The organism is Microbacterium zouquanmingi, from assembly GCF_052266675.1.
GTDB lineage: Bacteria > Actinomycetota > Actinomycetes > Actinomycetales > Microbacteriaceae > Microbacterium.
On the sequence record NZ_JBQPRA010000001.1, the window covers coordinates 129,465 to 142,455 of the forward strand.

Genomic DNA, 12,991 nt, shown 5'->3' on the forward strand with positions numbered 1-12,991 from the left:
GTCGCGACAGACTCAATCGACGAGGTCGTGACGGACGATGACCTCGTCGCGCTCCGGGCCGACACCGATCACCGAGATGCGCGTATTGCTCATCTTCTCGAGCGCGAGCACGTAGTCCTGCGCGTTCTTCGGCAGGTCGTCGAAGGTGCGGGCGACGGAGATGTCTTCTGACCAGCCGGGGAAGTACTCGTAGATCGGCTTCGCGTGGTGGAAGTCGGTCTGGTTCACGGGCACGTCGTCGAAGCGCTCGCCGTCGACGTCGTACGCGACACAGACCGGGATCTCCTCGAGGCCGGTCAGGATGTCGAGCTTGGTCAGCACCAGGTCGGTGATGCCGTTCACCCGCGTGGCGTAACGGGTGATCGGGGCGTCGTACCAGCCCGTGCGGCGCACGCGGCCGGTGGTCGTGCCGTACTCGAAACCGGTCTTGCGCAGCCACTCGCCGCGCTCGTCGAGCAGCTCGGTCGGGAACGGGCCCGATCCGACACGGGTCGTGTACGCCTTGACGATGCCGACGATGCGGTCAAGACGCCCAGGCCCCACACCAGATCCGGATGCCGCGCCCGCAGCCGTCGCAGTCGACGAGGTCACGAATGGGTAGGTGCCGTGATCGACATCGAGCATGGTGGCCTGACCGCCCTCGAACACGACGACCTCGCCGCGCTGGAGAGCCTCATCGAGCAGGTGTCCGGTGTCGGCGACCATCGGGCGCAGCCGCTCGGCGTAGGAAAGCAGTTCGTCGACGATCTCATCGCACGTGATCGCGCGGCGGTTGAAGACCTTCACCAGCAGGTGGTTCTTCTGGTCGAGTGCACCCTCGACCTTCTGACGCAGGATGTTCTCGTCGTAGAGATCCTGCACGCGGATGCCGACGCGGTTGATCTTGTCAGCGTATGCCGGGCCGATGCCGCGGCCGGTCGTCCCGATGTTGCGCTTGCCGAGGAAGCGCTCGGTGACCTTGTCGAGCGTGCGGTGATACTGCGTGATGATGTGCGCGTTCGCGCTCACCCTCAGCTTCGAGACGTCGACGCCGCGCGCCGAGAGCGCCTCGAGCTCGTCGAAGAGCACCTCGAGGTCGATGACCACGCCGTTGCCGATCACCGGCGTGACGCCGGGAGACAGGATGCCTGAGGGCAGCAGGTGCAGCGCGTACTTCTCGTTGCCGACCACGACCGTGTGGCCAGCATTGTTGCCGCCGTTGAACTTCACCACCCAGTTCGTGCGGTCACCGAGAAGGTCAGTGGCCTTTCCCTTGCCCTCGTCGCCCCACTGGACGCCGACGATCACAATTCCTGGCATGGGTGTCCCCCTTGCTTTCGTCGGGTTCGCACCGACTGATGAGCTGGCCCTTCTCGGGCCTTCCCATCCTAACGGAGGGCATTCAGCGACCCTCGCTGCGGCGTCTTTCTTCGATAATCCGCTTGCCGTCTATGCCCAGCTCCGCGAGCTTCTCCTCCGCGAGACGTCGCCTGTTCTCCAGTGACTCACCGATCTCGGTGGCGAGCCTCGGGCGCGTGCGGATCAGCGCATCGATCGACGTCAGCGGTATCGCGACGAGCGTGAGGACCTCGGCGGCCACGGTGACGGCATCCGTGCGTTCGCGCGTCAGTGCGGTCAGACCGATGAGATCGCCCTTCTCGACCGTGCCGAAATCGATCCGGCCGCCATCGAACTCCGCGCCGAGCACGGCGCTGCCGGAGAGCACTACCTTGACCTCGTCGGGAATGACGCCCGCGGCCAGCACGATCTCACCGATCCCGAAGCGCTCCAGACGCGCCGTGTCCAAGAGCGCTTCCGTATCGTCTTCTCGCAGGTGCAGCGTCGGTGCGATCGCGGCCATCGCTTCGACGAGACGCGCGGGCTCAGCGACCGGATCGGTCGAGTCGCCATCCAGCGCGAAGCCCCGCCGGCGCGCCGCGTACCAGAGCCACGACAGATACATCGAGAGTGCGCTGTCGGCATCAGCAGGGCCCATGACGGGAATCGACACGCCGTACGAGCCGCTCCCGGCGTACTCGACCGACGCGCGCAGCCGGTGCAGCCGCATGGGGAGCGCATCGGCGACGTCGATCAGCATCGTGATCACCTCGTGCGGGGGGTCATCGGTGGAGAAGCTCACCGTCGCGTTCGCAGAGTACGGTCCCGCTGGCTCGCTCATGTTCGTGAACGAGGCACCAGACAGGGTCGAGTTCGGCACGATCTGAATGCCTGCCCCGGTCTGGATGTGCACGGCCCGCCAGTTGACCTCAACGACCCGCCCCTTCACGCCGCCGGTGTCGAGCCAGTCTCCGATCTTGAACGGCTGTTCGAACAGCAGCAGCAGGCCGGAGATGACACCGCCCACCGCATTCTGTAACGCGAGGCCGATCACGATCGACGTGACTCCGAGCGCCGTGATCAGGCCGCCGACATCGGCATCCCACACCCAGGAGAACAGGAGCGCGAGCCCGACGACCACCAGGGCCAGCCGGGCGATCTCGACGAAGATCGTCGGAATGCGATCGCGCCACGACCCCGGAGAGGCATTCGCGAACAGCGCCACGTTGAACGACGAGAGCACGAGCAGAATCACCAGGAAACCGAAGACGGTGGCGACGACGCGCACCCAGACCTGGTCGGCCGGAGACCGCACCGCGAAGATCAGGAGCGCGAACAGTGCGCCCGCCGGCACCACCCAGTTGCGGAGCAGCTTGATGGGTGCAGCGACCGGACTGTTGCGGCGCACCAGCGCGCCGATCACCTCGGTGAGGACCACCAGCAGCACTGGCACACCGATCGCGAGTGCGATCACCCACCACGCCCACCCGTCGCGAAAGGCCTCGGTCATCTCAGACCACCTTCCAGACGGTCTCGGTCTGTCCCTGCGTCTCGACCGTGCCGGCCTCGACGTAGTCGACCATCTCCTGCGTGCGGTCACGCACCGTCTGGCTCACGTAGATGCCAGGCTGCCCCGACACCGAGCGCACCCGATACGCCAGATTCACCGCGTCGCCCCACAGGTCGTACGCCAGGCTGGTGCGCGCCACGAGTCCGCTCGTGACAGTGCCGGTGTCGATGCCGGCACGCAGTGTGATCGACGTGCCGTTCTGCGCGTTGAAGCGGTCGAGGACCTCGACCGCTTGGCGGGCGAACTCGACGCTGCGGCGCACGTTATCCACCCTCGGGATCACGAGACCAGATGAGGCCAGGTATCCACCATGGAGGGTCCGGACCTTCTCGACACCGGCCTTGGCGGCAGCCTCGTCGATGCCACGCATCAGAGTGTTGAGCTGGCTGGTCTCCTGCTCCGCGGTCAGCCCTCTCGCGTAGTCGTCGAACCCCAGGAGTTCGGCGAAGACCACCGAGACGTTCTCGTGAGCCTCGGAGATCGTCTCGTCACCCTTCTTGTACCGGTTGGCCACACTCTCAGGCATGAGCGTGTGCAGCAGCTTTTCGTTCTCCTTCTGCTGCTCCTCGATGAGCTCCTGCTTGACGCGCAGGCTCGAGGCCATGTCGTTGAACGCGTTGCCGAGGTCACCGAACTCGTCTCTCGCCCCGCCGGGAACCTGCACGTTCAGATCCCCCGCGGCCACCTGACGCACGGCGCCGACCAGCCGATGGATCGGCCGAGTGAACGCCTGCGCGAGCACGAGCGAGAGCAGAGAGACCCCCAGCAGAATGCCGAGCAGCGAAAGCAGCACGTTGCGGGTGAACTCCACCACGGGAGCGAACGCCTCCGCAGTATCGATCCGCGCGTTGATCACCCAATCCAGACCCTCGATGTGCAGCGGAGCGTAGGCGATGACGCTGTCTCCGCCGAGATAGTCCAGGCCGGTCATTGTGCCGGCACGCCCGGCCTGAGCCTCCGAGATAGCCCGGGTCGTCACAGGCTGCAGGAGAACCGCTCCCCCGATCTCGGCGATGCGACTCGCGATGCTCGGGGAGGTGCCGCCGTCGGCCGCACGCTCCGCGTACGTGTCGGGATGCTCGATGAGCAGACGCGAATTGCTGCGCATCAGGTCGTCGCGGCCGACCAAGTAGACCTCTCCGGTCTCGCCGAGTCCCTGTTCCGCCCATTGCTCGCCACCGGTCATCACGTTGTTGATCCTGTGGAGAGACAGCTGGAACGCCATGACCCCGGTGATGCCATCGTCGTCGCCCACGGGTGACACGACCCACATCGTGGGGTGGTTCAGCGAGGGAATCCATGCCTCGAAATCCGTGATCTCCACTGCGTCGACAGAGTTCGTGGCGGTCACATCGCGATACGCCTGCGCGAACAGGGTGTCGCGATACGGCCCGGTGTTTACGTTCGTGCCGAGATCTGGGCCCTTGTACGCGGAATAGACCACATCGCCGTCGAGATTCAACAGCAGCGCATCCTCGTACCCGGCCTCTTCAACGAGGTGCGTGAGGTAATCACCGTACTGTGCGGCCGCGGCCGAGTACGCCGTGCCGTCGCCGAGATCCTCTCGCGCAAGCAGCTCTTGGTAGTCCTCATCGAGGTCGAGGTTGCGCGAGGTGTAGCCGAGCTGCAGGCGTTGTCCGGCGTTCGAGTCAGGAATGAAAGCGGTATCGCTGTACTCCGTCTCCGAGCTCTCTTCGAGCGGGGGGATGAAGACCTCCGCGTAGTAGGTTTCCAGCGTCTCGAGCTGTTCCTCGCTGAGCGGATCGCTCTGCAGCTCATCGAACGCCGCATTCATGGTCTGCGACAGCGTCTGCGCACTGAGATTGCGTGACTGCAGCGACGCATCGCGGATGACCGAGTCGATGGTCTCGGTGATTTCCGCGGCACGCAATTCCCGGATGCTGATGAGCTGGTCGAGTGCCGAATCCTGCAGCGCCTGCCGACCATTGGTGAATCCGATGGCTCCGACGATGACCGCCGAGACCAAGCTGACGCTGAGCAGCATGAGCAGGAGCTTGGATTGGATGCTCAGTCCACCGCGAAGCCGCTTCCAGCGTCTGGGGCGCGGCGGCGCGAGGGTATCAGGGTCAGCCAACGGGTTCTCCATTCGTCGTGCGCGGTCAGGCGAGGATCCCGATTCCCGGTGACTGTGCACGGTTCCCCCCGCCGCTGAGATCGAATCTAGCGGCACCCGCGTCTGACTCGCGATGGCGGTTGCGGCGGTTACGCTGTTTCGGGGGAAACGATCTGCGACCCCGCCGACGCGAGGAGACAGTGATGGACGAGTCGAACGCCGCCAGCCCGAAGGGCCCCGCCGCCCCGCCTCCCCCACCTCGCTCCCCCGCGCCGCGGCCCGCTGCGGCGGTTCCGACCCCTTCGACAGGCGACGGCCCCACCAGTGCCGAGATGTCGCACGCCGGCAGCATCCTGAAGGTCATCTCCGATTCCTATTCGGCGAAGATGGTCGGTCAGGAGCGGCTGCGCACCAGCCTGCTGGTCTCCCTCATCGCCGGCGGGCACATTCTGCTCGAGTCCGTTCCTGGACTCGCGAAGACGACCGCCGCATCCACCCTCGCCGACACCGTCAAGGCGAGCTTCAAGCGCATCCAGTGCACGCCCGACCTGCTGCCCAGCGACATCACCGGCAACCAGATCTACGACGCGCAGACCGGGTCCTTCCGCACTGTTCTCGGCCCCGTCCACGCGAACTTTGTGCTGCTCGACGAGATCAACCGCTCGAGCGCCAAAACGCAGTCGGCGATGCTCGAGGCGATGCAGGAGCATCAGACCACGATCGGCGGTGAGGTGCACCACCTCCCCAAGCCGTTCCTGGTGATCGCGACGCAGAACCCGATCGAGCAGGAGGGCACCTACGAGCTGCCCGAAGCGCAGATGGACCGCTTCCTGCTGAAGGAGATCGTCGAGTACCCGAGTCCCGCAGAGGAGTTCGAGATCCTCGGCCGCATCGACTCCGGCGTGCTCGACCCCGACCGGCATGTCACCAGTGCCGTCACGCTCGAAGATGTCCTGGCGCTGCAGGAGACAGCATCCAAGATCTATGTGGATGCCTCGATCCGCAACTACATCGTCCAGCTCGCCTACGTGACCCGTAACCCGGGGCCCTACATCGGCGAGGACCGCGCGCGCTTCATCAAGTACGGCGCCAGCCCTCGAGCAAGCATCGCCTTCCTGCAGGCGTCCCGTGCTCTCGCGCTGCTGGGCGGCCGCACGCACGTGCTGCCCGAAGACATCCGCACCCTCCGTCACGTCGTGCTCCGCCACCGGGTGCTGCTCACGTTCGAGGCAGATGCCGAAGGCATCCGGAGCGAGGAGATCATCGATCAGATCTTCGGCGCAGTCCCCACCCCCTGACGATGGCAAGCCTGATCACCCAGGTGAAGAGCAAGCTCTTCATCCACTCGTCGCAGAAGTCGATGCACGCGCTCGACGGCGCCTACGCGTCTCTTCTGCACGGGCGCAGCCTCGATTTCGAGGACCTGCGCCAGTACGAGTACGGCGATCAGGTGCGCGACATCGACTGGCGGGCGACGGCACGGATGGGTGAGCCGCTCGTCAAGCGCCACCGCGCGAACCGCATGCACACGGTGCTGTTCGTGGTCGACACCGGCCTCTCGATGACCGCGCTCGCACACGATGAGCAACCGAAGAAGGACCTCGCGATCCTCGCCACCGGGGCCCTCGGCATCCTGGCCCTTCGGCACGGTGACGATTTCAGCGTCGTGCACGGCGACGTCCAGCGCATCCGCCGTCGCGCGCCGGGGCGCAGCGAAGGTGCGCTCGAGCACGCGCTGCGCGCGCTCGATCATGAGATCGCGAACGCGAGCGCACCCAGCGATCGCGACGCGCTGCTCTCGTACGTCGCGCGCACGGTCGCGAAGCGGTGCATCGTCGTGGTCGTCACCGATGACGCCCCCGTCACCGATGAGACCGAGCGGATGCTGCGCCGCCTGCGCGTGCAGCATGATGTGCTGTGGATCACGCTGCGCGATGCCGACCCCGCACTCCCTTTCGCCTCTCACGCCGCACGTGCAGATGTGAACACCCGCTGGGCGGTCCCCGACTTCGTGCATGGCGATGCCGAGGTGCTCGGCGAGATCGCCGCACAATCCCGGGCAGATGCCGCGCGACGCGACGATCTACTCGACCGGTTAGAGATCAGCCGCGCCGCTCTCGATACGCAAGATGCCGCGGTGGGAGAGCTGCTGCGCCTGCTGAATCGGAGGGCGCATGTCCGCCGCTGACGAGCTGTACCCTCCCGCGCAGTACGGATGGGGTTGGATCCTCCTCGCCCTCGGCATCCTTGCCCTGCTCGCTCTCGCAGGGTGGTTGCTGTTCTTCCTCACGCGTCCGAAGCGCAGCATCACGCTTGCCGGTCACATGCCGATCGCTCCGCCGACGGGCGATGTACTGTCTATGCTACGAATGGAATATGACGCAGAGATCAATCTGATCGAGGCCGCGTACCGGGCGGGAGCGCTGACCGCGCGCAGCGCGAACCTTGAGCTGAGCCGCGTCGTGCGCGCGTTCGTCAACGAGTACAGCGGGCTCGAGGCTCCCGTGCTCGCGCTCGATGACCTCGTGAAGATGGGCGTGCAGCCGGCGCTCGTCGAAGCGATGGCTCGGCACTACTACCCGAACGCCTTCCGCAGAGGCCCCGCCCTCGACCCGCACGCTGGCGCAGAGGCCGCCCGCAAGGTGGTGGCGACATGGCACTAGCGAACTGGTGGGTCGTCCTCATCGCCGTCGCGGTGATCGTCATCGCGATCGGCACCGGTCTACTGATCGGCTTGCAGCGGGGCGCGCAGCACGAGTCCGCACCGAGCGCACCGATCGCCCGCGCTGAACGCCTGCGGGGGCTCCCCTCGTTCCGCCGCGCCGTGCAGCGGCGCACTGCGGCCCTCGCCGGCGTCATCGCTCTCGGCGTGATCGCGACGGTCATCGGCGGCGTGGTCGCCGCCCGGCCGATGTCGTCCCAGACGATCCAGCCCGTCAACACCAGCCGCGACATCATGCTGTGCCTGGATGTCTCGGGATCCATGAGCGACGTCGACGTCGAAGTGCTCACAGTGTTCGAAGAGCTGCTCGACGGCTTCGAAGGCGAGCGCATCGGGCTGACGATCTTCAACAGCTCTCCTGTGCAGGTCTTCCCGCTGACCGATGACTACGAGTTCATCCGCACGCACCTCGAGAGCATCCGCTCGAGCTTCGATTACATGGAGGAGATCCCCGAGCACTGGGTCGGCACTCTCAACGGCCCCGGCGCCTCGCTCATCGGCGACGGCCTCGCATCCTGTGCCATGCGCTTCGATCACCAGGACGACGAACGCAGCCGCTCGATCATCCTCGCCACAGACAACGAGCTCGCCGGGGCCTCCATCGTTTCGCTCGAGGAGGCTGCGAGCTACGCAGCATCCGCCGGTGTGCGCGTCTTCGCTCTCAATCCCGTGCAGGGAGTGAACACCGAGATCAGCGACGAGCTGGTCTCCGCCGCCCAGGCGACGGGCGGCGAAGCCTACGGATTGCGCGACACGACGACCGTCGCCGACATCATCGCCGACGTGCAGGAGCAGGATGCCACCGAGCTGCGCGGCCAGGCACAAGTGGTCTGGACCGACACCCCGAACGTGTGGATCGCCGTGCTGTTCGTGCTCGCCCTCGGATTCATCGTGTTGATGTGGAGGGTGCGCCTGTGATCTTCCAGCCCGTCCTCAACATCTTCCTGCTGATCCTGCTGTTCGCGCCGGTCGCGGCCGTCGCCGTGTGGATGCTGATGCGCGGACACCGTGTCATGTGGACGATGCGCCTGGTGATGCTGCTGGCGTGCTTCTTCATGCTGCTGCGTCCCGGTATTCCCGGCGGTGCCGTGCAGACTCTGGCAACCGAAACCGACATCGTCATCGTGCTCGACACCACAGCGAGCATCGTCGCGGAGGACTGGGACGGCGACCAGCCGCGGCTTAGCGGCGTGCGCGCCGATGTGCAATCGATCGTCGACGAGTATCCGGGGGCGCGCTTCGCGCTGATCACCTTCGATGCGTCCGCCGAGCAGCGGCTGCCGCTGACGACGGACACCACAGCGCTGATCTCCTCGCTCGAGATCCTGCATCCCGAGGTCACATCGCAGTCGCGCGGTAGCTCGATCGGCATCGCGAGCACGATGCTCGAAGAGACGCTCGCCGCTGCGGCGGAGTCGGCGCCTGACCGCTCGCGCATGGTGTTCTACCTCGGCGATGGTGAGCAGACCGTGACAACCGAGCCGGAGTCGTTCGCCGGTAGCGCGGAGTTCATCGACGGCGGTGAAGTGCTCGGCTACGGCACGAGCGAGGGCGGCCCGATGAAGATCACCTCCGGCGACCCTTCGACAAGCTCAGGGACCGACTCGACAGGCTCAGGGACCGGAAGCGATGCCGGCGAATACATCGAGTACCAGGGCACACCGGCCATGTCAGTCCTCGATGAGGCGAACCTGCAGGCGATCGCGGATGAGTTGGGCGTTCCGCTCCAGCTCCGGGATGCCACATCCTCCCTCGACCTGCCGGAGGCGCCGACCACGACGACGAACTACGCCGAGTCCGGTTCGGTGGGCAACGTCATCGAGCTGTACTGGGTGTTCGCGCTGCTCATCGTGGTGCTGCTGGGAGTGGAGCTCGCACGCGCCACGATGCTCGTGACGCAGCTGCGCGGACTCGCTGTTCGAGGGGGCGACGCATGATCCCGACGATCTCGGAGCCTGTCGAAGGGCAGGCGGATGCCGCGGCCGCTCTTCTCGCGGCGAATCGGCGTCGTCGGCGCATCCGGCGCTGGGTTCTGATCGGCACGCTCCCGCTCACCCTCGCGGCGCTGCTGTTCGTCGGCAAACTGCTGAGCATGTACGGCTTCGCCCACCAGGCGATTTCGACCTACGTCGTGGGCGACTACTCGGGCTCGACCTCAGCCGCGCAGAGTCAGGAGTTCTTGAACTGGTTCGAGCCGTACAAGGCTCCCTACAACCTGGGTACAGCCCTCGCGGGCGCGGAGGAGCTCGATGCCGCCCGCAGCAAGCTCGAGGAGGCGCTGCCCCTGGCATCCGGTCTCGAGGTCTGCGCCGTGCGCGTGAATCTCGCACTCGTGATCGAGCGCCAGGGCGATGCCGCGCGCGCGGACGGTGATGGCCCGGGTTCCGTGCAGCTGTACGGCGAGGCGCTGAAGGTGACCGCCGAGACGCCGGAGGAGTGCGACAGCGAAGAGGCCGATCAGCAGTCACCGGACCCTGACCGCAGCATGAGTGACACTCTCGGCGAGCTGCAGGACCGCCTGCAGGAGAAGCAGCAGCAGAGCGATCAGCAGCAGAACCCTGACCGGGGAGATGAACAGCAGCAGACTCAGCCGAACCAGGACAAGCTCGACGAACTGCAGAAGAAGCTCGAACAGGGCGCCGAGGAGCGGCAGCAGAACCAGGGCGATGAAGACGGCCCCGGCGGCGGGACGGACAAGCCATGGTAGATCCGAAGCGGGCCCGCTACATCGCTGGGGCCGAGGGCGCGCCTCCTCTTCCGCCACCCGGTGGATATCAGGGCGCCAGGCGCCCGACCGCGCAGCCGCCGCTGTTCCCGACAGCCCCGCTCGTCAACAGCGCTGAGGCGACGGCCGAGAAACAGTCCGCCGGCGCAATCGGGTGGATCGCGCTGGTCGCCGCCATTCTGTTCGCGCTGACTCTGCTGGCGACGCTGTTCGCCGGCGGCACCGATCTGCTCTACGGCGCCACGATGCTGGTGCTGCAACTGGTCGTGGTGGGAGTGATCATCGCCGCACTGTGCTCGCCGCGCGGGCGGGTGCTCGGAGCATCCGCTCTGGTCATCATGCTGCTGCTGAACGTCGCGACGGTGGGTGCGATGAGCGCGCTGCAGACCTCGGCATCCGGAAGCTACGGCGGCCAGCAGACCGCGGAGCAGAGGCACGCGGCGGCGTATCCGGGCGTCAAGGATCTGTCGGCTGCCGAAGTCCTCGCGCAGCCTTCGCTCGAAGAGGTGCGCGCCGAGAGCGATGCCGCGTCGGCCCAGATCCGCCAGCGCCTCAGCGACCGCTTCGGGTATACGTGGACGCAAGTCGGACCAGAGGACCTGCGCCCCGAACGCAACGGATACGGCGGCGAGTCGATGCTGGTGCAGTACATCTCCGTGCCGTGGATGACGAATGAGCCGGTCCAGGACTACGACCGCAAGCTCGAGGTCATGCGCGTGATCGAAGACGTGCTCGTCGAGCGCGGCTTCTACGGGATGTACTCGTTCAACGAACCGTCCTCGAGCCTCGACGACACGATCCTCGAGAAGTTCTACGGCACCGCGGACGCGCACACGCAGCACACCTGGGAGTGGTACACCGACAACTACCCCGATCCGCTGCGGTTCTACGCGGTGCTCTTCGATCTCTCGAATGACCCGGCCGGTGAGCTGCGCGCGGAGCGCGAGTCCGACAGCGCAAAGACCGGTGAACCCCTGGAGGGTCTGCGGATCTCGTTCCTCGCACCTCAGCTGCTCAGCGAGGCTGACCGCGAAGAGTTCGAAGAGCGGATGCGGGAGTACCCGGGGTACTGAGTGGCGGTTCGTCCTCAGCATCCACTCGAACCGGAGGAGAACAGACGACACGCCACCCGCCGATAGACTGGACACCATGTCCAAGGTCCTTCAGTCACTCCCCGTCGGCGAGCGCGTCGGCATCGCCTTCTCCGGAGGCCTTGACACCTCCGTCGCTGTCGCATGGATGCGCGACAAGGGAGCGATCCCCTGCACCTATACCGGTGACCTCGGCCAGCCCGACGAGGACGACATCGAGTCGATCCCCGGCCGCGCGCTCGAGTACGGCGCCGAGATCGCCCGCATCATCGACGCGAAGACCGCCCTGGTCGAAGAAGGCTTCGTCGCCCTGCAGTGCGGTGCGTTCCACATCCGCTCTGGCGGCAAGACCTACTTCAACACCACCCCCCTCGGCCGCGCCGTCACCGGCACCATGCTCGTTCGCGCCATGAAGGAAGACGGCGTCGACATCTGGGGTGACGGCTCCACCTACAAGGGCAACGACATCGAGCGGTTCTACCGCTACGGTCTGCTCGCCAACCCGCGCCTGCGCATCTACAAGCCTTGGCTCGACGCTGACTTCGTCACCGAGCTCGGCGGCCGCCAGGAGATGAGCGAGTGGCTCGTCGAGCACGGCTTCCCGTACCGCGACGCCGCCGAGAAGGCCTACTCGACCGACGCGAACATCTGGGGTGCCACGCACGAGGCGAAGACCCTCGAGCACCTCAACGTCTCGCTCGAGACCGTCGACCCGATCATGGGCGTGAAGTTCTGGGACCCCTCCGTCGCGATCGAGACCGAGGATGTCACGGTCACTTTCGAGGCCGGACGTCCCGTCGCCATCAACGGCGTCGAGTACTCCGACCCGGTGGCGCTCGTGAACGAGGCGAACACGATCGGCGGACGCCACGGCCTCGGCATGAGCGACCAGATCGAGAACCGCATCATCGAGGCGAAGTCGCGCGGCATCTACGAAGCCCCGGCCATGGCGCTGCTCTTCATCGCCTACGAGCGCCTCGTCAACGGCATCCTGAACGAGGACACCCTCGCGACCTACCATGAGCAGGGCCGCCGCCTCGGGCGCCTCATGTACGAGGGACGCTGGCTCGAGCCGCAGTCGCTCATGCTGCGCGAGTCGATCCAGCGCTGGGTCGGGCTTACGATCTCGGGCACTGTGACGATCCGCCTCCGCCGCGGCGACGACTGGACGATCCTCGACACCGTCTCGCCGAACCTCTCGTACGGTCCGGAGAAGCTCTCGATGGAGCGCGTGGGAGATGCGGCCTTCGGCCCGGTCGACCGCATCGGTCAGCTGACGATGCGCAACCTCGACATCGCCGACTCGCGCTCGCGCCTCGAGCAGTACGCGAGCCTCGGCCTCGTGGGTGGCGCCACGGGCGAGCTCGTCGGTCGTGTGACTGCGGGCGAAGCATCCGAGATCACCGCGTCGGATGCCGAGGATGAAGCCCTCGCGAACGCTGTGGATGCCGCATCCGAAGGCGCGGCTTTCGACTCCGGCACGGACTGAACG

The 12,991-nt window shown here is 66.2% G+C and carries 11 protein-coding genes; 8 read left to right on the forward strand and 3 right to left on the reverse strand.

Annotated features, from left to right (window positions below; translation table 11 throughout):
• Window positions 1-12 precede the first annotated feature (12 nt).
• From ACTU6V_RS00640 to ACTU6V_RS00650, 3 genes are all read right to left on the reverse strand, one after another.
• Window positions 13-1,299 carry an adenylosuccinate synthase gene (locus tag ACTU6V_RS00640; protein ID WP_443469628.1) on the reverse strand — a complete coding sequence of 429 codons (1,287 nt, stop codon included), beginning with the start codon at window positions 1,297-1,299 and terminating at the stop codon, window positions 13-15.
• A gap of 82 nt (window positions 1,300-1,381) precedes the next feature.
• Window positions 1,382-2,827, reverse strand: a complete 1,446-nt coding sequence (locus ACTU6V_RS00645; RefSeq protein WP_443474647.1) for a mechanosensitive ion channel domain-containing protein — start codon at window positions 2,825-2,827, stop codon at window positions 1,382-1,384.
• A 1-nt stretch (window position 2,828) separates the two neighbouring features.
• Window positions 2,829-4,982 carry an adenylate/guanylate cyclase domain-containing protein gene (locus ACTU6V_RS00650; RefSeq protein ID WP_443474648.1) on the reverse strand — a complete coding sequence of 718 codons (2,154 nt, stop codon included), beginning with the start codon at window positions 4,980-4,982 and terminating at the stop codon, window positions 2,829-2,831.
• Between the two features lie 182 nt (window positions 4,983-5,164).
• On the opposite strand from ACTU6V_RS00650, the gene ACTU6V_RS00655 reads away from it, so the two are divergent.
• From ACTU6V_RS00655 to argG, 8 genes are all read left to right on the forward strand, one after another.
• On the forward strand, window positions 5,165-6,259 hold the full coding sequence (locus tag ACTU6V_RS00655) for an AAA family ATPase (RefSeq protein ID WP_443469631.1): 1,095 nt from the start codon (window positions 5,165-5,167) through the stop codon (window positions 6,257-6,259).
• A 2-nt stretch (window positions 6,260-6,261) separates the two neighbouring features.
• The gene (locus ACTU6V_RS00660; protein ID WP_443474649.1) at window positions 6,262-7,149 is read left to right on the forward strand and encodes a DUF58 domain-containing protein; all 888 of its coding nucleotides are present in this window, start codon (window positions 6,262-6,264) and stop codon (window positions 7,147-7,149) included.
• Window positions 7,136-7,624, forward strand: a complete 489-nt coding sequence (locus tag ACTU6V_RS00665; protein WP_443469633.1) for a hypothetical protein — start codon at window positions 7,136-7,138, stop codon at window positions 7,622-7,624. Before ACTU6V_RS00660 ends, ACTU6V_RS00665 begins: the two co-directional genes overlap by 14 nt.
• A complete protein-coding gene (locus tag ACTU6V_RS00670) occupies window positions 7,615-8,601 on the forward strand; it encodes a VWA domain-containing protein (protein ID WP_443474650.1) in 987 nt (328 codons plus the stop codon). The genes ACTU6V_RS00665 and ACTU6V_RS00670 overlap by 10 nt, the downstream gene beginning before the upstream one ends.
• The gene (locus tag ACTU6V_RS00675) at window positions 8,598-9,620 is read left to right on the forward strand and encodes a vWA domain-containing protein (protein ID WP_443474651.1); all 1,023 of its coding nucleotides are present in this window, start codon (window positions 8,598-8,600) and stop codon (window positions 9,618-9,620) included. Before ACTU6V_RS00670 ends, ACTU6V_RS00675 begins: the two co-directional genes overlap by 4 nt.
• Window positions 9,617-10,390: a tetratricopeptide repeat protein gene (locus ACTU6V_RS00680; protein WP_443469636.1), complete on the forward strand. Its 774-nt coding sequence runs from the start codon at window positions 9,617-9,619 to the stop codon at window positions 10,388-10,390. The genes ACTU6V_RS00675 and ACTU6V_RS00680 overlap by 4 nt, the downstream gene beginning before the upstream one ends.
• A complete protein-coding gene (locus ACTU6V_RS00685) occupies window positions 10,384-11,481 on the forward strand; it encodes a hypothetical protein (protein WP_443474652.1) in 1,098 nt (365 codons plus the stop codon). Before ACTU6V_RS00680 ends, ACTU6V_RS00685 begins: the two co-directional genes overlap by 7 nt.
• A 76-nt stretch (window positions 11,482-11,557) precedes the next feature.
• Window positions 11,558-12,988 (forward strand): argininosuccinate synthase, encoded by a 1,431-nt coding sequence (argG, locus tag ACTU6V_RS00690; protein WP_443474653.1) that lies wholly within the window; start codon window positions 11,558-11,560, stop codon window positions 12,986-12,988.
• Window positions 12,989-12,991 lie beyond the last annotated feature (3 nt).

Coding starts and splice junctions, on each gene's coding strand:
- ACTU6V_RS00640 (WP_443469628.1), bottom strand. CDS start 1,299: ATGCCAGGAATTGTGATCGTCGGCGTCCAGTGGGGCGACGAGGGCAAG.
- ACTU6V_RS00645 (WP_443474647.1), bottom strand. CDS start 2,827: ATGACCGAGGCCTTTCGCGACGGGTGGGCGTGGTGGGTGATCGCACTC.
- ACTU6V_RS00655 (WP_443469631.1), top strand. CDS start 5,165: ATGGACGAGTCGAACGCCGCCAGCCCGAAGGGCCCCGCCGCCCCGCCT.
- ACTU6V_RS00660 (WP_443474649.1), top strand. CDS start 6,262: ATGGCAAGCCTGATCACCCAGGTGAAGAGCAAGCTCTTCATCCACTCG.
- ACTU6V_RS00665 (WP_443469633.1), top strand. CDS start 7,136: ATGTCCGCCGCTGACGAGCTGTACCCTCCCGCGCAGTACGGATGGGGT.
- ACTU6V_RS00670 (WP_443474650.1), top strand. CDS start 7,615: ATGGCACTAGCGAACTGGTGGGTCGTCCTCATCGCCGTCGCGGTGATC.
- ACTU6V_RS00680 (WP_443469636.1), top strand. CDS start 9,617: ATGATCCCGACGATCTCGGAGCCTGTCGAAGGGCAGGCGGATGCCGCG.
- ACTU6V_RS00685 (WP_443474652.1), top strand. CDS start 10,384: ATGGTAGATCCGAAGCGGGCCCGCTACATCGCTGGGGCCGAGGGCGCG.
- argG (WP_443474653.1), top strand. CDS start 11,558: ATGTCCAAGGTCCTTCAGTCACTCCCCGTCGGCGAGCGCGTCGGCATC.